A 22,337-nucleotide genomic window follows, 5' to 3' on the forward strand; every position below is an offset into this window, starting at 1 on the left:
TCCGCCCTCGGCGGCGCGTCCGGCCCGTGGCCGGTGCCCGGCCGCAGCACCGACGCGCCGCTGTCGGGGCCCACGGTCACAACCGGGTCCATGGCGTCCGCTCCCTCTCCCTCGGCCCCCGGGATGACAGCACGGCCCGCCCCGTCCCGGCCGCGTGGGCGCAGGGGGGACGGGGATCAGCGGGTTGCGCAGATGGTCTCGACGAAGTGACCCACCTGTTCCTCCGAGAGGTGCCGCGCCAGGTCGGCCTCACTGATCATGCCCACCAGGCGGTGGTCCGCGATGACGGGCACGCGCCGGATGCGGTGGTCCTGCATCGTGGCCAGGACCTGGTCGGCTCCCGCTTCGGCGTCGACCGTCACCGGCTTCCCCTGCGCGAGCTGCCCGGCTGTCATGTGGCGGGGGTCCTTGCCTTTCGCCAGGCATTTGATCACGATGTCACGGTCGGTGATGATGCCGTGCAGGCGGTCGTCCGGGCCGCAGATGGGGAGCGCCCCGACGTCCAGCTCGCCCATGAGCCGCGCGGCGTCCATGAGTGTTTCCGTCTCCTGAACGCAGGAAGCACCGGCATGCATCATCTCGCGGGCGGTTTTCATGTTGCCTCCTCACTTCCCACCTTCCAGACTTCCCACCTTCCAGTCTGGCCGCCGGCCCATCCGCCCGCGCGTCGGACGGGCGGTTCCCGGATGCACGGCACCGGACCCGGGACGATCGTCGCCTCGCCCGCACCGCGACCCGCGGGGCCGGTGCCGGCGGCTCGGTGATCTTCGGACGAGGGGACCAGAATCGAATGGAAGCAGCCGGCCGGACCGTGATCATCGGCCTGGGCAACGTGTTCCGTCGCGACGACGGTCTGGGATGGGTCGTGGCCGGTCTGCTGAGGCGCCGGGCCGCGCAGCGGCGGTTGGGCGCCGACGTGGTCGTCGCCCAGTGCGACGGGGATCCCGCGCGCCTGATCGAACTGTGGGAGGGCGCGGACCTGGCGATCGTCGTCGACGCCTGTTTTCCCCCCGCCGGACAGCCGGGGCGCACGCACCGGTGGGACGTCGGCGCCTGCGACGGGCCGAGCGTGGCCGGCCCGTCGCGACACAGCACGCATGGGCTGGGATTCGCCGAGGCGCTTCGTCTGAGCGACGCACTCGGCCGCAGCCCCGGTCACCTGATCGTGTACGCGGTCGAAGGCGCGGACCGCTCAACGGGAGTGGGAATGACTGCGGCGCCGGCGCGCGCGGTACCGCGGCTGCTCCTACGGATCACCGCCGACATCGAGCAGCGTGGCAGGGCCGCGGACGGCGCCGGCGCCCGGACGGCTGAACAGCCGACCGGGACTCGCCGGACGGCGGTCACCGAACGCAGGCCGCCCGGCTGACACCCTGGCCGGGAGCACTCGCGCGGTACGGCCTTCCCCTGGCGAGCGGTGGGCCGCCGCATGCACCATGCCTCCCGCCCTGTGGGAAGGCACGGACGGGAGGAAGCCATGACCGGCCCCGAGGCAGGCCTCCGCCGCGTCGACGACGGCGGCATCGAGGCGGTGCTCGATCGCGGCGGCCTGGCCGCGCTCGTAACGGTCCTGCGGCGCCGCGGCCGTACGGTGATCGGCCCGACCGCGCGGGACGGTGCGATCGTTCTCGACGAGTTGGACTCCGCCGACGCGCTGCCCTACGGGTGGGGGGTCGAACTGGAGGCGGGTACGTACCGGCTCCGTCGCCGCGACGACGCAGCCGCCTTCTCGCACAGTGCGGGGCCCCAGTCGTGGAAGTCTTTCCTGCACCCGGAGCGGGTCCGCCAGTGGTCGGCGGACCGCGGGCCCGGCGGCGAACTGTCCGTACGCGAGGAAGAACCGGAGGACGTCTCCTACGCGTTCCTCGGCGTGCGGCCCTGCGACCTGCGCGCCATCCGGATCCTGGACCGGGTGATGTCCGGCGGCCGGTACCGCGATCCGGCGTATCTGTCCCGGCGTACCGGCGCCTTCCTGATCGTCGTGGAATGCACCGAGCCCGGGGCCACCTGCTTCTGTGTCTCGATGGGGACAGGACCGGCCGCCGACGCCGGGTACGATCTCGCGCTCACCGAGGTGGTGGACGCCGACGGCCACCGCTTCCTGTGCCGGAGCGGGACCGCGGAGGGAGCCGCGGTCCTCGCGGAACTCCCCCGCCGCGCGGCCGACGACGCCACGCGGACCGCCGCCGTCCTCGGGGTGCGGCAGGCAGCCGACCGCATGGGCCGGTCGATGCCGCCGGTGGACCTGCGCGCGCTGATGCGGGACACCCTGGAGGCGGACCGCTGGGACGACGTCACGGCCCGGTGCCTGAGCTGCGGCAACTGCACCATGGTCTGCCCGACCTGCTTCTGCACCACGACCGAGGACGTGACGGACCTGACCGGCGACCACGCGGAGCGGTGGCGCCGCTGGGACTCCTGCTACGACCTCGACTTCTCGCTCCTGCACGGCGGGCCGGTCCGGGCCAGTCCCCGCAGCCGCTACCGCCAGTGGCTCACTCACAAACTGGGCACCTGGCACGACCAGTTCGACAGTTCCGGCTGCGTCGGGTGCGGACGCTGCATCGTCTGGTGCCCCACCGGGATCGACCTCACCGAGGAAGCACACGCCCTGCACCGCGAGGTCGAGCAGCGGGAGCAGGCGCCGTGACGGCGGATCCCGACCGGCCCTGCGGCACGCGACTGCTCGCCGCTCTTCCGGCGGGCGAGCGCGAGCCTCTGGCGGCCCTCGCCCTCACTGTCGACATGCCCGCACGCACGCGGGTCTTCGAGGAGGGCGGAAAAGCGGACCGCTTCTGGATCCTGTGCTCCGGGACGGTCGACCTCGATGTCCACGTCCCCGGCCGGGGACGAACGGTCGTGGAGACCATCGGAGCGGGCGGCCTGCTGGGCTGGTCGTGGCTGTGCCCGCCGCGGCAGTGGCACCTGGGGGCCGAGACGCGGGAGCCCGTCCGCGCCTGGCAGTTCGACGCCGCCGCGGTACGCGCCCTGTTCGCCGAACGGCCCGCGCTGGGGCTGGCCCTGGTCACCCTCGTCGCCGAGACCATCGGAGAACGGCTCAGGGCCACGCGCACACGGCTGATCGACCTGTACGGACCCCCGCAGAACGGATCACTGCCATGACGTCGGCACCGCTCCCCCACCGCGTGGTGGACCGGCGCGAGGAGACGCACGACACGGTCACCCTCGCCCTCGAACCGTGCGGAGAGGCACTGGCCCCCTTCGCGCCGGGCCGGTTCGCGATGGTGTACGCCTTCGGTGTGGGTGAGATCCCCGTGTCGGTGTCCCGGATCCTCGGCGGCGGACGGCTGACCCATACGGTGCGGGCCGTCGGAGCCGTCTCGCGTGCGTTGTGCGGGCTGGGGGTGGGGGCGTACGTCGGCGTCCGCGGCCCGTTCGGTACCGGCTGGGACACGGCGGCGGCTCGTGGCCGCGATGTGCTCGTCGTGGCCGGGGGCATCGGTCTGGCCCCGTTGAGACCGCTGATCGAAGCCGTGCTGACCGAGCCGGACGCCTATGGGCGCCTCAACGTGCTCGCCGGCGCCCGGAGCCCCGGCGACCTGCTGTACCAGGACGAGTTCCCCGGCTGGCGCCGGCCGTTCGCCGAGGCCGCCGTCGACCGTCCCGCGGCCGGTTGGGCAGGCAGGGTCGGGGTCGTCACCGACCTCATCGACGAGGCCGGGTTCACTCCGGCCGCCGCGACCGCCTTCGTCTGCGGACCCGAAGTCATGATCCGTGCCACGGGGCGGGCACTGGTGCACCGGGGCATGCACCCCGCCCGTATCCAGGTCTCCCTGGAGCGCAACATGCGGTGTGCGACGGGGCACTGCGGGCACTGCCAGCTCGGTTCCCTGCTGCTCTGCCGCGACGGCCCGGTGGTCGGCCACCACCGGGCCGAACCCCTCCTCAGCGTACGGGAGTTGTGAGATGCACCCTCCTGAGCAGCCCCGCCGGCCCGACCGGCCGCGGCTCGGTGTGTTCAAGTTCGCCTCGTGCGACGGCTGCCAGCTCACCCTCCTCGACTGTGAGGACGAACTGCTCGGCATCGCCGCAGAACTCGACATCGCCCACTTCGCGGAGGCGTCCAGCGACGCGGAGCCCGGACCGTACGACCTCGTGCTCGTCGAAGGCTCGGTCAGCACCCCGGAACACGTCGACCGCATCCGGCGCATCCGTGCCGACTCGCGCCACCTCGTCACCATCGGCGCATGCGCCACCGCCGGCGGCGTACAGGCGCTGCGCAACTACGCCGAGGTCGAGGAGTTCCTCGCCACCGTCTACGCCCGTCCCGAATACATCGCCACCCTCGCCACGTCCACTCCCGTTTCCGCCCACGTTCCCGTCGATTTCGAACTGCGCGGCTGCCCCATCGACCGCGGACAGCTCGTGGAGGTCATCACCGCCTTCCTCGCCGGGCGCAAGCCGGACATCCCGAACCACAGCGTCTGCTTCGCCTGCAAGCGGCGCGGGAACGTCTGCGTCACCGTCGCCCACGGAACACCGTGCCTCGGTCCTGTCACCCACGCGGGCTGCGGAGCCCTGTGCCCCACGTACGGACGCGGCTGCTACGGCTGCTTCGGACCGGCCGGTACGACCAACCTCCCGGCGCTCATCCCGCTCCTGCACCGCGACGGGATGAGCGACGAGGACACCGCCCGGTTCCTTCACACCTTCAACGTGACGTCGTTCGCCTCCCTGGAAGCACAAGGACCGGGCCGGGCGGACGGGGGAGGCGCCGAGTGAGGGAACCCACGCCCTCGTCCCGAGTCCTGCGCATTCCCGCCGTCACCCGGGTCGAGGGCGAAACCGCGCTCCGCCTGCGGATCCATGACGGCACCGTCACCGAGGCGAGTCTGAGGATCTACGAACCTCCGCGTTTCTTCGAAGCCTTCCTGCGCGGGAGGGCCCACACGGAGCCGCCGGATCTCACCTCGCGCATCTGCGGGATCTGCCCCGTCGCCTACCAGATGAGCGCCTGCCGGGCCATCGAGGAGGCGTGCGGAGTGACCGTCGGCGGTCAACTGGCCGCTCTGCGCCGTCTGCTGTACTGCGGCGAGTGGATCGAGAGCCAGACGCTGCACATCCACCTGCTGCACGCGCCGGACTTCCTCGGACACCCCGATGTGATCGGGCTGGCGCGCACCCACAGGGAACACGTGGAACGCGGACTGCGTCTGAAGCAAGCCGGCAACGCGGTGGTCGAGCTGCTCGGGGGCCGCGCCATCCACCCCGTGAACGTCCGCCTGGGCGGCTTCCACCGCACTCCCACGCGGGCCCGGCTCCGGCCCTTGGCGGAGCGGCTGCGCACCGCCCTCGACGACGCGTGGGACACCGTGCGCTGGGTTGCCGGCTTCGAGTTCCCGGATGCCGAGTGCGACGCCGACCTGTTCGCGCTGGCCGAGACCGACACCTATGCCATCGAGTCCGGTGTCCCGACCGTCCTGCCGTCCGGGGCGCCGGGCCGACCGCAGGGTTTTCCCCTGCGGGACTTCCTCGACCACGTCCGCGAGACCCAGGTCCCGCACTCCACGGCCCTCCACTCGCGGCTCGACGGCCGCAGGCACCTGACCGGCTCACTCGCCCGCTGGGCCATCAGCGGCCACCTGCTCTCCCCCATGGCACTCGAAGCCGCCCGGGAGGCCGGACTCGGCACACCCCCGGGGCACGGGGAAGCGGCGGGCACAGGCGGCGGCACCGTCTGCAGGAACCCGTACCGCAGCGTCCTCGTCCGAGCCGTGGAAGTGCTGTACGCCGTCGAGGAAGCGCTCCGGATCATCGACGCCTACGAGCCGCCGCCCCACCCCCATGTGGAGGTGCCCGCCCGGGCGGGCACCGGACACGGGGCCACGGAGGCCCCGCGGGGCCTGCTGTACCACCGCTACACGCTGGACACCCGCGGGCACGTCGTGGAGGCCACCCTCGTCCCACCGACCGCACAGAACCAGGGCGCCATCGAGGAGGACCTCCGCCTGACCGTCCAGGCATGTCTCGACCGTGGGGAGCACACGGACGCGGATCTTGCGCTGTGGTGCGAGCGGGCCGTCCGCAACCACGACCCGTGCATCTCCTGCTCCGCGCATTTTCTGGAACTGGACGTCCGACGCACAGACGGGGCGGAGCGCGGGACGGAGCACGGCATGGAGCGGTGAGGGAGGGCTCCCGCTACTCCACCGCCACTTCCGGCCGCACGATCGTCACCGGGCACGGGGCGTGCAGTGCCACCTGCTGGCTCACCGAGCCCAGCAGTGCCCGGAGGAAACCTCCCCGGCCGCGGCTGCCCACCACCAGCATGTCGGCCTCCGCCGCCGCGTCCACCAGGACGTCGACCGGGTGGCCGTGCACCAGGCGCTCGTGCACCCGGGAGGCGCCGTCCTCGCCCAGTACGGCGCGGACCTCCTCGACCAGCAGCCTCTGCGCCTCTTCCTCGTCGAAGTCGGCGTCGACGGCGGGGGCCGACCACGACGCTTCGCCGGGTACTTCCCAGGCCGTCACGGCCTCCACCCTGCCTCCGACGAGATCGGCGTACCGCACCGCCCAGCGCAGCGCGGTCTGGGACGAGGGAGACCCGTCGACACCCACCACGACCAGCGGAACCTCAGGTTGGGCGTCCATGGCCTTCACCCCTTCCGACGCTCCCTCCCAGCGTGTGCGAAGCACGGACGCACCGCCACCCGAACGAGGCCGCAGGGGTGTTCGGGTGGCGCGTGAGGGCCGGCTATTCGGCGGCGAGACGGAACCACCGCTCCTGGCCCGGGGCGATCTGCTCCCGCCGACCACCTGGGAGGATCAGCGGCACCGGTCCGTGGAGCGAGGCCGGAACCTTTGCTCCGAGCCGGCCGGGCCGGAAGCGAATACGGATGTCCCGGTGTCCGAGGTAGCAGACCGAGAACGCGGAACCGGGGATCTCCGAGAACGGCACGGGATCGATGTGCAGGCCGTCGGCACCGGGTTCGAGCCCCACGACGCCGCGCTCGACGAGGTCGAGGGTGCCCGCCATGGCGCCGAGGTGGATGCCTTCGCCGGTGGTGCCGCCCTGGACGTCGGTGATGTCGCTCAGGAGCGCTTCCCGGCAGTACCGCCAGGCGTCCGCGCCCTGCTGCCGGGCGAGGATCCACCCGTGGACGACGCTGCTCAGGGTCGAGCCGTGGCAGGTTCGGCGCAGGTAGTACGCCACCGTGCGCGCCCACAGATCGTCGTCCAGTGCATATCCGAGCCGCGTGAACAGGCGGGCGAGTTCCACCGGACGGAAGAGGAAGCCGAGCATGAGGGTGTCGGCCTGCTTGGACGCCTGGTAGCGGTTCGGGGTGTCGCCTTCGGCCTCCAGGATGCGGTCCAGGCGCCGGATGTCGTGGTAGCGCGCCCGGTAGGTGTCCCAGTCGAGTTCGGCGAGGTCTCCGTAGCCGTGGAACTGGCTGATCACGCCGCGGTGGAACGGCACGTACATGCGGCGTGAGATCTCCTCCCAGCCCTGGAGCCCCTGCGCGTCGAGGCCGAGCTGTGCGAGGAGCTCGGCCCGCCGGGCGGCCGTCACCTCCCCGTAGAGGTCGAGGGCGCGGGCGATCACCCAGGCGGCGGCGACATTGGTGTAGGCGTTGTCGTCGATGCCGGGCGTCGTGGCCGCGGGGTAGGCGTCGTGGTATTCGTCGGGGCCGACGACACCACGGATCCGGTAGCGGCCGACGTCGGCGTCCCAGGTGGCGGCGTCGGCCCAGAAGTGGGCGATGCCCAGCAGGAGTTCGGCGCCGGGCCCGTGCATGAAGCCGGTGTCGCCGGTGGCGAGGCCGTACTGCCAGACGTTCCAGGCGACGGCCGATCCGACGTGGCGCTGGAGGTGGGAGTGATCCGGCAGCCAGCGGCCCGAGCGGGGGTTGAGATGCAGCCGCTGGGTCTCCTCGGTGCCGGAACCGCCGCTCTGCCAAGGGAACATCGCCCCTGCGGAACCGGCTCGCCGTGCCTCCTCCCGGGCGGCGGGGAGCCGCCGGTGCCGGTACATCAGCAGGGCGCGGGCCGTGTCGGGGAAGTGCAGGTCGAGGTAGGGCAGAACGAACAGCTCGTCCCAGAAGACGTGGCCGCGGTACGCCTCCCCGTGCAGGCCGCGGGCGGGGACCCCGGCATCGAGTTCGGCGGTGTGCGGCGAAAGGGTCTGCAGGACGTGGAACGCGTGCAGGCGCAGGATCCCGCCGGTCTCCCCCGCCGTCCGCTGCCCTCCTTCGCTCCACAGCCGCAGCCAGGCCGCCCGGTGGGAGGCGAGCAGGTCGGGGAAGGCGGCGGCGTGCTCGGCATACTCGATGCTGCGCCGTACCGGGTCCGCCACGGGGCGGTCGAGGGAGGTGAACAGGGCGGCGGTCTTCACCACCACGACGTCCCGCCCGCGCCGTATGGGCAGGACGGACGACTGGGTCGCGGCCGTGGCGGTGCACGTCCCGGCCACGGTGGCGAGGGGGCGGACGGCCAGGCGGACGGCGAGGCCGATCCGGATGCCCGAGGCGGCCGTGCGGCAGGACAGCCAGGCGGTACCCGCCGCCTCCACGCCGGCCCGGTGCCCGACCAGATGCCGCCCGGCCAGGGAACGGTAGCGTTCCACGCCCGCGTTGACGACATCACCGTCGAGGACGGAGGCGACCTCGATACGGCCGCTCCATCCGTAGGCCCGGATCACGGTGCGCTGCGCGGCCAGGCGAGGATCCCCCATGTGGACGAGGCGGGTGTGGGTGACGCCCAGGCGGCGACCCGCGGCGTCGAGGAAGAGCATGCGCCGGGTGAGCGTTCCGGTACGCAGATCGAGCGAAACGCGGTAGTGGCGCAGGGCCGGGTGGTCCGGCGTCAGCCAGTCGCCGGGCGACGCGTCGTCGGGAAGGCAGCGGTAGCGCAGGGCGGTCCAGTCCGGCAGCCGGACCACGTCCTCGTTGGAGACCGTGCGGCCGGCGACGGCGGAGGTGAGGCGGTCGTAGCAGCCGGCCAGGTAGGTGGCCGGGTAGTGGATGTCGTCGGCGGTCGTCTCGGGGGCCGAGCCCCGGGTGGCGAACCGGCCGTTCCCCAGCGCGCAGAGCGACTCGACCAGCCGCTCGGACTTGGGGTCGTAACGCCGGTACTCCCAGCGCCATGATCCGTTCACCGCGGGTGTCCCTCGAGAGCGGCCGGAAGGCCGTCGAGTCCCGGCAGGACGAGGTCGGCGCCGTGCGCCAGGAGGGCGGAAGCCGTGTGCGGGTCACCGTCCCGGTCGAGCCCCACGACCAGGCGGAAGCGGCCCCGCCGACCCGCCTCGACGCCTACGACCGCGTCTTCCACCACGACGCTGTGCTCGGGCCCGGCACCGAGCCTGTCCGCCGCTTCGAGGAACAGAGCGGGGTCGGGCTTGCCGGGAAGCGCCAGCGCCTCGGCGTCCTCGCCGGTCACCACGGCATCGAAGAGGCCGATGAGATCCACGGAGCGGAGGAGGGAGCGGGCGTGCCGCGACGCCGAGACCGCCGCGCAGGCGATGTCCATCGCCCGTAGCCGCCGCAGTACGGGCCGGACGTCGTCGAAGGCCTCCGCCCCGTCACCGCGCATCATGTCCACGAAGATCATCTCTTTGCGTGCGGCGACCGCGTGCACCGTGCCGCATCCCGGCGGATCCTTCGGCGTTCCGGAGGGCAGATCGATGCGCCGGGCGGCGAGGAAGGCGCGTACGCCGTCGAGTCGGGACCGGCCGTCCACCAGATCCCGGTACTCACGGACAGGATCGAACGGATGTACTGTTCCCGCGACGTCCTGCGGCAGCCAGCGGGGGAGACAGCCGTCGAAGGCCGTCTTCCACGCGGCCGCGTGCAGGACCGCCGAGGCCAGGAGCACCCCGTCGGTGTCGAAGACGACCGCGCGCACGCCACTCACCAGTCGTGCGTCACACGACGGCCGGTCAGCCGGACGGGGGTGATCTTCATCCATTGATCACGGTCCGCGCCTGCCCAGGGGCTGGACCGGGCCGTGGCGTTCACATGCCGGAGCAGGTCCGCATCGGTGACCCCCTCGAGCACGCCGACCGCGAGTACGCTCCATCCGCTGGCCGTCACGTCGTCGATGTTGTCGATCTCGAAGGCGGCCTCCCTCCCCGCCGACCTCGCCACGACGGAAGCGGCAGAGGTGCGGAAGGCTATACCGGTACCCGCGATCAGATAGTTGACGGGCAGCACGGCCGGCCCCTCGGGCGTGAAGACCCCGATGCGCCCCACGCCGTGGGTCCCCAGCAGATGCCGGCACTCGTCCTCGCCCAGGGACACCAGCGCGGTGTCACGGCGGGCGGTGGATCGGCCGGGTACTCGATCGGCGCTCGCGCCGGTCAGGTCGTCGACCGTGACGCCGAGTTCGTCGGCCACCCGGACGAGGGTGCCGATGGACGGCGAGGCAGCGTGCTCCTCCAGGTAGGTGATGTAGTTTGCGTCGGCACCGCACCTGCGGCCCAGCTCTTCGCGGCTGAGTCCGAGGGCCTCGCGGCGGGCTGCCAGGCGGCGGCCCAGGTCGGTCCGGCTGGAGGTACCGGCGGACGACTCGGGCGGGGTGGTCGGGATCCTCTTCATGGTGATCACTTCTCCCGGGAGATGGGGACCGGGCCCGCTGCACGAAGCAGCCCCAGGGCCTGTCCGGGTCCCGGAGCGATGGGTGCCTTCATGGCCCGCCCTCTCTCTGCGATGCGGAAGCATCAACGACAGGCTGTGCCCCCGGCCCGCTGCCGCGCTTGGGCCGACCGGCCCCTCCGAGGACCCGATCGGCCCCCTCCCCGGCGTGCGGTCCCATGCGACGGTCGAGTTCGGCGACGGCACCTCCCCGGAAGGAGGGTTCCTGGGCCCGGCCGGCCCTGCTGCGCCTCTTGGGCGGTCTCCGGACGGTGCCGGCAGCGAGTGGCCGAGCGAGAGCGGCCCCCGCCCCGGGTCCTCGTCGACCGCGGCCTCTTCCAGGGTGTCGCGGACCTGCGCCGCCGCAACCGGGACAGGCCGCCCTGCGGCGCTCGCGACCTACCGGGCCGGGGAAGGCCGCCCTGGTCCGCCGAGGTGGGCCGAACGGTCCCGCGCGTGTGCACCGCGCGGCCCTCCCTGCCGAGGCCGGGCCGGGCGCAGGGTGAAGGAGAAGGATCGGAGGCGGACCATGGGCACGCTGCAGCGCATCCTCGAGGAGACGGCTGCGAAGGCCCGCGACGCGCTGCTCGCCCACTCCCGGCACCTGACGGTCCCGGCCGGGACCCGCATGCTCACGGAGCGCCGACGGACCTTCCGGATCAGCGAGGGGGGTAGCGTGGACCTGCCCGCCCACGTTCCCGGCCGCCAGGACGTCGTGCTGGGCAGCCTCGGCCACGGTGGGCTGCTCTGGTCCTGGATGTTCCGCCCCAGCACCTGGCACCTGGGCCCCACCGCCACCCGCGAGGCGGCCCCCCTCGAATGTGACGCGGCCGTACGGGAGCTGTGCAACGAGGACTCGGCCGTCGGCCGGTCCGTCTCCCCCGCGGTCGCGGCGGTCGTCGCCGACCGGCTCGGCTCCGCCCGCACCCGGCTCCTCGACTTCTTCGCACCCCACGGCAGCGGAACCCCGCTCGCCCGAGCACGCTGAGGACCTGCCATGACCTCCAGCCCGTACACCGTCGCCGATGTGATGACCACCGAGGTCGTCGCCGTCACCCCCGACGCAGGCTTCAAGGACATCGCCGCCGCGATGGAGCGGTGGCGGGTGACCGCCGTCCCGGTCGTCGAGGGCGAGGGCCGCGTCGTCGGGGTGGTCTCCGAGGCCGACCTCCTGCCCAAGGAGGAGTTCCACGATCACCGCCCCGGCCTGATGGAGCAGATGCGCCGCCTCGGCGACACCGCCAAGGCCGGCTCCACTCACGCCGAGGACCTCATGACCGCCCCCGCCGTCACGATCCGCCCCGACGCCACCCTTCCGCAGGCCGCCCGACTGATGGCCGACCGGCACATCAAACGTCTCCCGGTCGTGGACGCGGACGGTGCCCTCAAGGGCATCGTCAGCCGAGCCGACCTGCTCAAGGTCTTCCTCCGTTCCGACGAGGACCTGGCCGCCGAAATCCGGCGGGGTGTGGTCGAGCACCTTTTCCCCCTCTCCCACGAAGCCGTCAAGGTGACCGTCTCCAGGGGAGTCGCCACACTGACCGGCCAGGTCCGGGACCGGGCGCTGATCCCCATGGCAGAGCGCCTCACCCACTCCGTCGAAGGCATCGTCGACGTCCGATGCCGGCTGGAGGCGCGCACCGGGCCGTGAGCGGCGGGAAGCCGGCCTTCCCGGGGAAGGGCGAGGCCGATGAGCAGGCCCGGCGCTGAACCGGCATGCACGTGACGTCAGGCTGCTCGAGTATGGAAGCCGGGGCGGACGTGCCGCTGTCCGCGGAGGTGGTGAGCTGATGACGTCGGTGTCACGGCGCCGGATCGGTGGACCGGTGGAGCCGGACGGCTCCCCCAGCCGTCCGCGCCCCTCCCCCGGTGCGCCGAGGACGCCGCGATGAGCGCGGCTGCGACGCCGGACCCCGTTCGCGGCGGGACCGCCGGGCGTGCGGGGGGATCGGACGAGAACACCGCCGGACCGGCGATCGTCACCCTGACGATGAATCCGACCATCGATCTCTGCTGGGAGGTCGAACACCTGGAGGGCATCGGCAAGAACCGCGCGCGGATCAGGTCGGTGGCCGTCGGCGGCGGGGGGATCAACGTCGCCCGTCACGCCGTGCGGTTCGGAGGGCGGGCCACCGCCGTCCACACCGCCGGAGGCGAGGTCGGCCTGCGCCTCAACCGGCTGCTGGACGAAGAGGGCATCGACCACGTCGCCGTCGGCATCGGCGACGACACCCGCGAAGCACTCGTGCTGTTCGAGACCGGACCGCACCGCAGTTACCACATCGTGCCGCCGGGCCCGCGACTGAACGAACGCGAGGGACAGCGGTGCCTGGAAGCACTGGAGCGGTTCACCGGCAGTTGCCCGTACGTCGTGGCCAGCGGCAGCCTGCCGGGCGGCTTGCCTGACGACTACTTCGCGACCGTCGCCCGCCGCGTCAAGGAAGCCGGATCCCGACTGATCCTGGACACCTCCGGACCGGCTCTGCGAGCGGCGCTCGCGGCGGGCGTGTTCCTGTTCCGGTGCAACCGGACAGAGGCCGAGAGCCTGACCGGCCGCACCGTCGCCGGCTTCGACGACGCCCGCGCCCTCAACACGCACCTGCTCGCCACCGGGTCCGCCGAGATCGCGGTCACCACCCTCGGCGCGCTGGGCGCCCTGTGCTCCACCGCCGACGGCCACACCGAGCTCTACGCGCCGCCACTGCCCGGCGCGGCTTTGAGCGATGCCGGGGCGGGAGACAGCATGGTCGCCGCCCTCGCCACGGAACTGGCCTCCGGCAACGATCCCGTCAGCGCCTGCGCCCTGGGCGTGGCCACGGCCGCCGCGGCGATGCTCACCCCGAGCACCGAGCCCTTCGACGTGGACGTGGCGCGGTCCCTGCGCCCGCTGGTGAGGACGACCCGTGGCTGAAGGGCTCCGCGCCGCATCCGCGTCCTGCCGGGTGCGCATCCGGCGTCACGTTGCGGCTGCGAAGGGGTGAGGCCGCCCCGGGCCGGACAGCTGCCCGAAGAGCCCATGCCCGCGGCAGATGCATCGCCCACCATGACAGTGACGCACGGAAACCGGAGGTATCCGCCATGCCCGCCCCAACAGGAAAGACCGGTACGCGGCTGCAGGGAGAAGTGCACCGGCTCCATGTCGTCCACGTCGAAGGTGACGTCTACGCGGTCGACGTGCGCGGACACCAGCTTCGCGTCGACCAGCCCGCGGACGCGGGCGGCACCGACACCGCCCCCACGCCGACCGAGCTGTTCGCAGCGTCCCTGGCCACGTGCGTCGCCTTCTACGCGGGGCGCTACCTGCGGCGCCACGGCCTGCCGTGCGAAGGTCTGGGCGTGCGGGCGGAATTCGTCATGGCCACCGACCGGCCCGCCCGGGTGGCCACGGTGCGCCTCGCGATCGTTGCGCCCCCGCAGCTGCCCGAAGGGCGCCGCGCGGGCCTCCTCGCCGTCGCCTCTCACTGCACCGTGCACAACACGCTGCAGCGACTCCCGGAGATCGCGATCGAGCTCACGCCGTGATCACCTCGTGAATCTGGTCAGGTGGGTGAAGGTACCGAAAGGGGCCCGGGCCGTCCTGCGGGATGCGCCCGGTCCCCACCGCCCGGCGGCGGTTCAGCGGTGCGGCACGACGGCGACGGGGCAGGCCGAGTGGTGCAGGACGGCATGGGCCACCGATCCGGTACGCGGCCCCAGTGCCGACTCCCGGATCCGACGGCCGACGACGAGCAGTCGGGCGTCCGACGCGGCGGACAGCAGGACACGGCCGGCGCTGCCCTGCTCCACGTGCGCGACGACGTCCACCTCGGGATACTTCGCCTTCCACGGCTCCAGCGCCTGCTCCAGCGCGGCCTTCTCGAACGGCTCCAGCCCGCCGAGCTGCTCGGCGATCCACATCGACCCGGGGCTGTAGGCGTAGACCGGAGGCAGGCTCCAGGCGCGTACCACGCGCAGTGGCGCCCTGTGGGCCGCGGCCGCCTCGAAGGCGAAGCGCAGTACGTCGGCGGATTCCTCCGCGCCGCCCTGCTGGCCGACGACCACCTCGCCCTCGGCGGCCCCCGACGCAGCCGTGCCGGGCCGGGCACGGACGGAGACGACGGGGCACTCGGCGCAGGCGATCACTTCCTGTCCGCAGGAGCCCAGCAGGAAACCGGTGAGAGCGCTGTGTCCGCGCGTGCCGAGCACCAGCATCTCCGCTCCCTCGGCAGCGCGCAGCAGGGCGGGCACGGGGACGTCCGGCAGTACGTCCGCGGTGATCGCCAGCCCCGGGTGGCGACGGGCGAGCTCCGTTCCCGTCTCGTCCAGGACCTCCTGGGCCCGGCGCGCCCCGATGCCGCGGTCCCGCACGACCGGGACGGCCAGTGGCTGCCACAGCCAAGCGTGCACCAGGTGCACGTGCAGGTCGCGGCGCACGGCTTCGTCGGCGGCCCAGTCGGCCGCGGCCCGGCTCTCGGGGGAGCCGTCCACACCGACGACGAGGGTGCGCTTCACGGTGCTGTCCTCCGTACTGATGCGCGAGGCATCGGGGTTATTGGCCGGAACGGGTGGCGCCGGCCGGGGGAGGACCGGGCGCCACCGGGGTTCACCTTCCTCGGGCGGGGCAGGTGCGCGAAAGGGCCGACGGTCCCTCGCCGAGGGCCGGTCCTCCCCTCGCGGGCGGGCACGGGCGGCGCGCACCGTGTCGGTATCGGCTCAGTCGACGAACGTCCCTCGCCCTCGCCCTCACCCCAGGAGCGGACATGACCGCGTTGACCGCGCACTCCGTCTCGGAGCTGGACGCCCACTGGCGCGCCGCCAACTACCTGGCGGTGGGCCAGATCTACCTGATGGCCAATCCCCTGCTGACCGAACCGCTCAGGCCGGAGCACATCAAGCCGCGGCTGCTCGGCCACTGGGGCACCTCACCCGGTCTGAACCTGGTGCACACGCACCTCAACCGGATGATCAAAGAGCGTCCGCTGGAGGCCCTGTGCGTCTGGGGCCCTGGGCACGGCGGCCCCGCCGTGCTGGCCAACTCCTGGCTGGAGGGCACGTACAGCGAGAGCTATCCGGAGGTGACGCGTGACGCGGCCGGCATGGCGGAGCTGTTCCGGCAGTTCTCCTTCCCCGGCGGCGTGCCCAGCCATGTGGCCCCGGAGACGCCCGGCTCCATCCACGAGGGCGGGGAGCTCGGGTACGCCCTCGCCCACGCCTACGGAGCCGCCTTCGACCATCCCGGCCTACTGGTCGCCTGCGTCATCGGCGACGGCGAGGCGGAGACCGGGCCACTGGCCGCGTCCTGGCACGCGAACAAGTTCCTGGACCCGGTCCACGACGGCGCCGTCCTGCCGATCCTGCACCTCAACGGCTACAAGATCGCCAACCCGACGGTGCTGTCCCGGATCCCCGAGGCCGAGCTCGACGCGCTGCTGCGCGGCTACGGCCACGAGCCGCTGTACGTCACCGGCAGCGACCCCGCCCAGGTGCACCAGGCCATGGCGCGCGCGATGGACCACGCCCTGGACCGCATCGCCGCCATCCAGCGCGGGGCGCGGGCGGCGGGCACCGGCGCCGGTCGGGAGTACCCCCGTTGGCCGGTGATCGTGCTGCGCACCCCGAAGGGCTGGACGGGGCCCGCAAGCGTCGACGGCGACCCGGTCGAGGGCACGTGGCGTTCCCACCAGGTCCCGCTCGCCGGGGTGCGCGAGAACCCGGCGCACCTGGAACAGCTGGAGGACTGGCTCCGTTCGTACCGGCCGGAGGAACTCTTCGACGCGGAGGGCCGCCCGGTGCCGCAAGTCCTGGCCTGTGTCCCGGAGGGCGACCGCCGGCTGGGCGCCGTACCGTACGCGAACGGGGGCCGACTGCTGCGGCCGCTCCCCCTGCCCGCGCTCGAGGCGCATGCCGTCCCGGTCGACAAGCCGGGGCGCACGCTGCACGAACCGACCCGCGTCCTCGGGCACTTCCTCGCGCAGATCATGCAGGACACGGCCGGACGGAGGGACTTCCGGGTCGTCGGACCGGACGAGACCGCCTCCAACCGGCTGGACGACCTGTACGAGGCCACCGGCAAGGCGTGGCAGGGCATCACCGAAGCCACCGACCGGAACCTGTCGCGCGACGGCCGGGTCATGGAGATCCTTTCCGAACACGTCTGCCAGGGCTGGCTGGAGGGCTACCTCCTCACCGGCCGCCACGGCCTGTTCTCCACCTACGAGGCCTTCGCGCACATCGTCGGCTCCATGGCCGGCCAGCACATCAAGTGGCTGAAGACCTCGCGCGAACTGGCCTGGCGCGCGCCGATCGCCTCCCTCAACTACCTGCTCACCTCGCACGTCTGGCGTCAGGACAACAACGGCTTCTCCCACCAGGACCCCGGCTTCGTCGACCACGTCCTGAACAAGAGCCCCGAGGTCGTCCGGGTCTACCTGCCGCCGGACGCCAACACCCTGCTCGCCGTGGCCGACCACGCCCTGCGCAGCCGCGACCGGGTCAACGTGATCGTCGCCGGCAAGCAGCCCTGCTTCGACTGGCTCGCGATGGACGAGGCCCGCACGCACGTGGCGCGCGGAGCCGGCACGTGGCCGTGGGCCGGCAGCGACGACGGCGCACGCGAGCCGGACGTCGTCCTCGCGTGCGCCGGGGACGTCCCCACCATGGAAGTGCTGGCCGCCGCGGCCCTGCTCCGCGAGCACCTCCCCTCGCTGGCCGTGCGCGTCGTCAACGTCGTCGACATCGCCCGCCTGATGCCCCACGAGGAACACCCGCACGGCATGACGGACACCGAGTACGACGCCCTGTTCACCACCGACAGGCCGGTGATCTTCGCCTACCACGGCTACCCGTGGCTGATCCACCGCCTCGCCTACCGGCGCAGCGGCCACTCCCGCCTGCACGTGCGCGGGTACAAGGAGTCCGGCACGACCACGACGCCGTTCGACATGGTGGTCCGCAACGACATGGACCGGTACCGGCTGGTCATGGACGTCATCGACCGCGTCCCGGGCCTCACGGGCCGCGCCGAGGGGCTGCGCCGGTCGATGGCCGACCAGCGCATCCGCCATCATGACTGGATCCGCGAACACGGCACGGACCTTCCGGAGGTCACGAACTGGTCCTGGCCCTGCTGACCCCGCACCGGCGGCGCAGGTCAGGGGTTGGTCGGCCCCGCCCCGGCCCACGGCAGCATCCGGTCCCCGAGCCGACGACGGTTCACCGTCTGCCCGGCAGACCCCCGGGTCGGCACGGACGGTCCTCCCTGGAGCAGGATCTGACGGAACGTCCACCCCGTGCGACGCCGCCGAGCGGCTCACCGCCGCAGCGTGATCACCCATCACCCGCGTCGGACGGGAGGGGTTCAGATCGCGATCAGCCGCTCCAGCAAGAACTCTCCCATGGAGGGACTGATGAGCAGTGACTGCACCCGGTAGCGCCCATGGGGAAGATCCACTCGGAGCGCATCGTCCTCACCGACTTCGGCACCACTCACTCCGGAGTCCAGAAGAAGGTAGTGGCCGCCCAAGGTGATCTCGAAGGCGTCCTGCCACTCGTCCGAGTCCATGGCCTGCTCCACCGCGTCTTCCAGACCGGCCTCGTCATCGCAGCCGACCCATCGGACAAAGGTCATGGTCCTGTCCAGATAGGCCACCGGAAGTCCTTCCCCTCCCAGCGTGAGCACTTCCCCGTGGTCCGGCAGCACGACCTTCCCCACATACGCCTGGAAGACCTCGTCCGCCTCGGTGCCGCTCCAGGCCTTCAGGTACGAGGCCGGACACAGCGCGTAGTAGCCGAAGTCGGTCCCGTCGAGCCATTCCACTTACGGCCACCCCAGATCTGCGTATCGATGTCGGACAACCCGCAGCACGATAGACGCAGGCCGCTTGACACCCATGAGGCATCCCATCCCGCCGCCTCGCCCCCCGTCCACACCCCGCGCCCCACGCCCACGGCACCGCTGCCCGAGCTGAATCCCGTCCCGACGTCCCGGGCCGGCAGGCCGATTCCCGGCCTCGCCGGCCCCTCCCTGTGTCTACCGTGTCTGCGCGGTGCGGGCCCCATGGCCGCCCCGGACGGGCCATCAGGCCCCTGCGCGCCGCCCCACCGCTCCGCGACATTGAGATCCGGCAGGGGCAGGGAGCCCATCAGCCGTTCAAGGAGGTGTGCCGCATGCCCGGACTGCTGGCCATCGGAGCCATCACGTCGATCGGCCTCGGCGCGATTCTGGTATTCGCCGTCGACTGGCAATGGGACGGCGCCGACCGGCCACTGGTGGGGCTGATCATGATGGCGGTCGGAATGCTCGCCCTGGTCACCGCCACGAACATGTACCCCCACGACTCCGGTTCCGGGAAGAAACCGTGAGCCCGCGGGGCCGGTTCCGGACAGCAGCGTGATGTGCAACCACCGGGGCTGTGAGCGCTGCGGTGTCGGCCGGTCTGCCGCTGTCGGGCACGGACGGCCCTGCCCGGTTCCTGTTACGGGTCAGGTCGCATCGAGCCTCGCCCGCATCACGGCGGTCTCGGCGGTCTGTGAGGTGATGACGGTGTCGACAAGCGTCCTGGCGGGCCGTAGGGGCCTTGCCCCCAGCAGCCCGATCACGATGCCGAGGGCCGGGAGGGGAGCCGCAGCCAGGACGGCGGTCCTGGAGGGTGCACGGGGCCGGCCCCCGCCTCTGCGGCCCGGGCGGCATCTGCAGGCGGCACGGCTGCGCTTCCCTGCGTCCGTGGACGCCGCGGGCTCGGCGCGCGAGCGGGGCAGCACCGAGAACGTCAACCCCCGGGCCAGGGCCCGACCACCGCACCGGCAAAAGGCCGGGGCCCGGTGCGGCCGCTCCCCCGGAGGGAAGCCGCCGCACCAGGCCCCGGCAAACGCGGTCCAGCGCTGCCCTGCCGACTCCGATCAGGGGTCAGAGATGCGGCACCACCGCCACAGGCGCCGCAGCATGGTGCAGCACCGCGTGCGTGACCGGGCCGATGTGCGTACCGATCGCCGAGCGGCGTACCCGCCGTCCCACGACCACCAGCGAGGCGTCCTTCGAGGCGTCCACGAGGTGATCGGCCGCCCGGCCCACCACGCACTGCTCCTTGACGTCGACCTCCGGGAACTTGCCCCGCCACGGCCGCAGTGCGTCGGTGAGTGTGCTCGCTTCCCGCAGGCCCATCGCGACGCCGTGTCCGGGGTCGACGGCTTGGGGGTCGTATCCGAATACGATCGGGGTGTCCCACCCGTGGACGACTCTCAGCGCGGCCCCGCGTGCGGCGGCAGCGGAGAAGGCGTACTCGATCAGCTCGTCGCACGGCCTGGCGAGATCGAGGCCCAGCACCACGTCGCGGTACCGCGCCGGGCGGGCCGCGCCGTCCCCGGGCTGCCTTTCGTCCTCGCCCCGCTCGCCGGCCCGCACGACGACGACCGGACGCTCGGCGTGCGCGATGACGGACAACGACACCGACCCGGCCAGGAAGCCACGCACGGTACCCAGCCCTCGTGAACCCAGCACCAGGACTTCGCCCTTGTCCGCCGCGGAGAGCAGCACCTCGACCGGACGGCCGAAGACCTGCTCGACGCTGACGCGCAGGCCGGGGTGGCCTTCGCGCAGCCGGTCGGCCACGTCACGCGGGATGCGGTCCGCCCGGTGCCGGGTGACGGCCGTATCGACGGGCGCGATGTCCGCACCCGTGAAAGGGGCGTGCGCGAAGCCCGGCGACCAGTCCTGCCAGGCATGGGCGACGTGCAGGGGCAGACCGCGCAGGAGCGCCTCCCGGGCAGCCCACTCCGCAGCTGCCTGCGACTCGGCCGAGCCGTCGACAGCGGCGATGACGGTACGCAGTGACATGGAGAACCTCCAGGTGAAGTGACGTGTTCGTGGGGGAAGTCGGCCGCGGCGCGAGGCGAAGGCCGGGCCCTCGGCCGGGGCACGGCACCGGTCACGCGTCGGCATCCTGCTGCGGCCGGCAGTGGGCAGCCGAGGGCAGGGGCGGGTGGTCGGGAGGGTTGCGTCCAGCCGGGACGAGCTCTACCGGGCCGGGGTGATCAGCCCGTAGTGGCCGTCGTGGCGGTGGTGGAGCACGCTGCCCCGACCGGTAGCCGCGTCGCGGAAGAAGACGAACGGCAGCCCCGTGAAGTCCAGTCTCTGAACGGCCTCGGGCACCGTGCTCCGGGGCACGGGAACCGAGCTCACGCTCAGCAGCCCCTCTCCCTCCCGCTCCTGGCCCACGGGTCCCAACGAGGCCAGGCGGTGGCGGCCGGTGCGGGCGTCTCGGTAGACCACGCTGTCATATCCGGACGCCAGGTCCGTGAAGAGCCAGAAGTCCAGGTCCATCGAGTCCAGGTCGATCACGGCGTCCTCGGGCGTCTGACCGGCCGGGTTGAACAACTCCTGTCGCACGATGCGGCGCTCCTCGGCCGGCAGGTGCGGACGCCGTCCGTGCCCGGTGCCGTCCCGCCACGCCTCCCGGGCGCCGAAGAGCCCGCGCGGACCGCGGCCCCGTGCCCGGGCCAGCCGCGCGGCCAGACGCTCCTGCAGAAGGTCGACCGCCTCGAACATGGTGCTCGCGACCACGTGGGCGCGTACCAGTCGGCCATTCACGTCGACCACGGCCTGGGCCGCGGCGGGGCGAGCCCCCGAACCACCGGCTGCCTGGGTGAGCTTCACCTGGGCGGCCAGCACCGGCTCGCTCACATGGCCGAGGGTCGCGAGCAGCTTCTCCCGTGCGTAGCTGTCGGCGCCACGGGGCAGCTGTCCTCGGCTCCGTACTTGGACGTGGACTGCCTGGCTGGTCCTGAGACCGCTCATGGGAACTCCTCCTTGGTCTCTCTCAGCCTGTCCGGCGCCGACCGTCCCCGACAGAGCCGTCCGGCCCGCCCCCGCGGTGCGACCGGTACCCCGCGCCGCCCGTCGATCCGGGACGTACGGGCGTCCGCAGAAGGCCGTTCGGCCCGACCCGCGGACAGGGGCAGCGCAGGGACGGGGCCCGGGGATGCGGCGGGGCGCACCCCGACCGCGCCGGCCCAACCGCTACGCCCCGCTGCGCGGTAGGTACGCGGCGTCGTACCGGTCCGGCACCGCCCGGCTGACCACGCCGACGACGCCGTCGACCCGCCATGCCTCCCGTACCAGCGCCGTGGTGCTGATCGCAGGTCCGGTGGCGCCCTCGATGGTGACGATCCCGTCCGAGACATCGATGCTCAGGTCGACGGCGTCGTCAGCGGGTGTGTGGAGGCGGACGGCGTCGGCCACGTCTTCGCGGATCTCCTCGTCCGTGCGCAGGAAGACGCGCAGGAGGTCCCGGCGTGTGGTGATGCCGATGAGACGGTCTTCCTCGTCCACCACGGGCAGCCGGTCGATGTGGCGGCGTTCCATGATGCGTGCCGCGTCGACCACGCGCTGTTCGGGATGCACGGTGACCGCAGGGCTGGACATCAGCCCGCCCGCCGTCAGGGCGGGTGGCACGGTGGGGTGGGCGCGGGCGACCCGCCACAGGGTCCGTAGCACGCGGCCCCGGCCGGAGCCGGTCCTGCCGCGCGCCGCCTGTCGCCGGGTCAGGTCGGTCTGCGAGACCACGCCCATGACCTTGTCGTCGTCGTCCACCACCGGCAGACCGCTGATGTGGTGGGCCGTGAGCAGGCGGGCCAGCTCCTTGAAGGGGGTGTCCGGGTACGCCCGGACCACTTCGCCGGTCATCACTTCGCCCACGGTCCGGTGCTTCACCACGGTTCTCATCTCCATTCGCTCGCGCGGTTCTCGGACGTCGCCCCGACAGCCCCTTCGTT

22 protein-coding genes are annotated in these 22,337 nt (G+C 72.5%); 12 read left to right on the forward strand and 10 right to left on the reverse strand.

What is annotated here, in order from left to right; translation table 11 throughout:
* Window positions 1–176: 176 nt before the first annotated feature.
* Entirely contained in the window at window positions 177–596 is a 420-nt protein-coding gene (locus ACZ6JS_RS22940) for a CBS domain-containing protein (protein ID WP_469300413.1), read from the reverse strand.
* 194 nt (window positions 597–790) lie between these two features.
* On the opposite strand from ACZ6JS_RS22940, the gene ACZ6JS_RS22945 reads away from it, so the two are divergent.
* The 6 genes from ACZ6JS_RS22945 (at window position 791) to ACZ6JS_RS22970 (ending at window position 6,149) form a co-directional block, all read left to right on the forward strand.
* Window positions 791–1,369 (forward strand): hydrogenase maturation protease, encoded by a 579-nt coding sequence (locus tag ACZ6JS_RS22945; RefSeq protein WP_469300415.1) that lies wholly within the window; start codon window positions 791–793, stop codon window positions 1,367–1,369.
* A 108-nt stretch (window positions 1,370–1,477) separates the two neighbouring features.
* Complete coding sequence (locus ACZ6JS_RS22950; protein ID WP_469300416.1) at window positions 1,478–2,650, forward strand: 4Fe-4S dicluster domain-containing protein; 1,173 nt, start codon at window positions 1,478–1,480, stop codon at window positions 2,648–2,650.
* Window positions 2,647–3,123, forward strand: a complete 477-nt coding sequence (locus tag ACZ6JS_RS22955; protein WP_469300417.1) for a cyclic nucleotide-binding domain-containing protein — start codon at window positions 2,647–2,649, stop codon at window positions 3,121–3,123. The genes ACZ6JS_RS22950 and ACZ6JS_RS22955 overlap by 4 nt, the downstream gene beginning before the upstream one ends.
* Window positions 3,120–3,926 (forward strand): FAD/NAD(P)-binding protein, encoded by an 807-nt coding sequence (locus ACZ6JS_RS22960; RefSeq protein ID WP_469300420.1) that lies wholly within the window; start codon window positions 3,120–3,122, stop codon window positions 3,924–3,926. The genes ACZ6JS_RS22955 and ACZ6JS_RS22960 overlap by 4 nt, the downstream gene beginning before the upstream one ends.
* Before the next feature lies 1 nt (window position 3,927).
* The gene (locus ACZ6JS_RS22965; RefSeq protein ID WP_469300421.1) at window positions 3,928–4,743 is read left to right on the forward strand and encodes an NADH-quinone oxidoreductase subunit B family protein; all 816 of its coding nucleotides are present in this window, start codon (window positions 3,928–3,930) and stop codon (window positions 4,741–4,743) included.
* The gene (locus tag ACZ6JS_RS22970; RefSeq protein ID WP_469300422.1) at window positions 4,740–6,149 is read left to right on the forward strand and encodes a Ni/Fe hydrogenase subunit alpha; all 1,410 of its coding nucleotides are present in this window, start codon (window positions 4,740–4,742) and stop codon (window positions 6,147–6,149) included. The genes ACZ6JS_RS22965 and ACZ6JS_RS22970 overlap by 4 nt, the downstream gene beginning before the upstream one ends.
* A 13-nt stretch (window positions 6,150–6,162) precedes the next feature.
* On the opposite strand, the gene ACZ6JS_RS22975 is transcribed toward ACZ6JS_RS22970, so the two are convergent.
* The 4 genes from ACZ6JS_RS22975 to ACZ6JS_RS22990 all read right to left on the reverse strand — a co-directional run bounded on the left by ACZ6JS_RS22975 (window position 6,163) and on the right by ACZ6JS_RS22990 (window position 10,553).
* Window positions 6,163–6,612, reverse strand: coding sequence for a universal stress protein (locus ACZ6JS_RS22975; protein WP_469300424.1), 450 nt, complete (start codon window positions 6,610–6,612; stop codon window positions 6,163–6,165).
* Window positions 6,613–6,715: 103 nt separating this feature from the next.
* Entirely contained in the window at window positions 6,716–9,115 is a 2,400-nt protein-coding gene (locus ACZ6JS_RS22980; protein ID WP_469300425.1) for a glycoside hydrolase family 65 protein, read from the reverse strand.
* Window positions 9,112–9,870, reverse strand: a complete 759-nt coding sequence (locus tag ACZ6JS_RS22985) for an HAD family hydrolase (protein WP_469300427.1) — start codon at window positions 9,868–9,870, stop codon at window positions 9,112–9,114. The genes ACZ6JS_RS22980 and ACZ6JS_RS22985 overlap by 4 nt, the downstream gene beginning before the upstream one ends.
* Window positions 9,867–10,553, reverse strand: a complete 687-nt coding sequence (locus tag ACZ6JS_RS22990) for a helix-turn-helix domain-containing protein (protein ID WP_469300429.1) — start codon at window positions 10,551–10,553, stop codon at window positions 9,867–9,869. Before ACZ6JS_RS22990 ends, ACZ6JS_RS22985 begins: the two co-directional genes overlap by 4 nt.
* Before the next feature lie 565 nt (window positions 10,554–11,118).
* Here ACZ6JS_RS22990 and ACZ6JS_RS22995 point away from each other — a divergent pair.
* The 4 genes from ACZ6JS_RS22995 (at window position 11,119) to ACZ6JS_RS23010 (ending at window position 14,111) form a co-directional block, all read left to right on the forward strand.
* Window positions 11,119–11,577, forward strand: a complete 459-nt coding sequence (locus tag ACZ6JS_RS22995; protein ID WP_469300431.1) for a hypothetical protein — start codon at window positions 11,119–11,121, stop codon at window positions 11,575–11,577.
* Between the two features lie 9 nt (window positions 11,578–11,586).
* Window positions 11,587–12,240, forward strand: a complete 654-nt coding sequence (locus ACZ6JS_RS23000; protein ID WP_469300432.1) for a CBS domain-containing protein — start codon at window positions 11,587–11,589, stop codon at window positions 12,238–12,240.
* 237 nt (window positions 12,241–12,477) lie between these two features.
* Complete coding sequence (locus ACZ6JS_RS23005; RefSeq protein WP_469300434.1) at window positions 12,478–13,500, forward strand: 1-phosphofructokinase family hexose kinase; 1,023 nt, start codon at window positions 12,478–12,480, stop codon at window positions 13,498–13,500.
* A gap of 167 nt (window positions 13,501–13,667) precedes the next feature.
* A complete protein-coding gene (locus ACZ6JS_RS23010; RefSeq protein WP_469300436.1) occupies window positions 13,668–14,111 on the forward strand; it encodes an OsmC family protein in 444 nt (147 codons plus the stop codon).
* 93 nt (window positions 14,112–14,204) lie between these two features.
* On the opposite strand, the gene ACZ6JS_RS23015 is transcribed toward ACZ6JS_RS23010, so the two are convergent.
* The gene (locus ACZ6JS_RS23015; protein WP_469300437.1) at window positions 14,205–15,080 is read right to left on the reverse strand and encodes a universal stress protein; all 876 of its coding nucleotides are present in this window, start codon (window positions 15,078–15,080) and stop codon (window positions 14,205–14,207) included.
* 248 nt (window positions 15,081–15,328) lie between these two features.
* On the opposite strand from ACZ6JS_RS23015, the gene ACZ6JS_RS23020 reads away from it, so the two are divergent.
* Complete coding sequence (locus tag ACZ6JS_RS23020) at window positions 15,329–17,698, forward strand: phosphoketolase family protein (protein WP_469300439.1); 2,370 nt, start codon at window positions 15,329–15,331, stop codon at window positions 17,696–17,698.
* Between the two features lie 227 nt (window positions 17,699–17,925).
* On the opposite strand, the gene ACZ6JS_RS23025 is transcribed toward ACZ6JS_RS23020, so the two are convergent.
* Window positions 17,926–18,384 (reverse strand): Imm21 family immunity protein, encoded by a 459-nt coding sequence (locus tag ACZ6JS_RS23025; RefSeq protein WP_469300440.1) that lies wholly within the window; start codon window positions 18,382–18,384, stop codon window positions 17,926–17,928.
* 350 nt (window positions 18,385–18,734) lie between these two features.
* On the opposite strand from ACZ6JS_RS23025, the gene ACZ6JS_RS23030 reads away from it, so the two are divergent.
* The gene (locus tag ACZ6JS_RS23030; protein WP_469300442.1) at window positions 18,735–18,929 is read left to right on the forward strand and encodes a hypothetical protein; all 195 of its coding nucleotides are present in this window, start codon (window positions 18,735–18,737) and stop codon (window positions 18,927–18,929) included.
* A 544-nt stretch (window positions 18,930–19,473) separates the two neighbouring features.
* Here the strand turns inward: ACZ6JS_RS23030 and ACZ6JS_RS23035 are convergent.
* The 3 genes from ACZ6JS_RS23035 to ACZ6JS_RS23045 form a co-directional block, all read right to left on the reverse strand.
* Complete coding sequence (locus ACZ6JS_RS23035; RefSeq protein WP_469300444.1) at window positions 19,474–20,400, reverse strand: universal stress protein; 927 nt, start codon at window positions 20,398–20,400, stop codon at window positions 19,474–19,476.
* A 180-nt stretch (window positions 20,401–20,580) separates the two neighbouring features.
* The gene (locus tag ACZ6JS_RS23040; RefSeq protein ID WP_469300445.1) at window positions 20,581–21,360 is read right to left on the reverse strand and encodes a sigma 54 modulation/S30EA ribosomal C-terminal domain-containing protein; all 780 of its coding nucleotides are present in this window, start codon (window positions 21,358–21,360) and stop codon (window positions 20,581–20,583) included.
* Window positions 21,361–21,582: 222 nt separating this feature from the next.
* A complete protein-coding gene (locus ACZ6JS_RS23045; protein ID WP_469300546.1) occupies window positions 21,583–22,287 on the reverse strand; it encodes a CBS domain-containing protein in 705 nt (234 codons plus the stop codon).
* Between the last annotated feature and the right edge of the window lie 50 nt (window positions 22,288–22,337).

The sequence above is a fragment of the Streptomyces sp. NPDC046349 genome, from assembly GCF_055587885.1.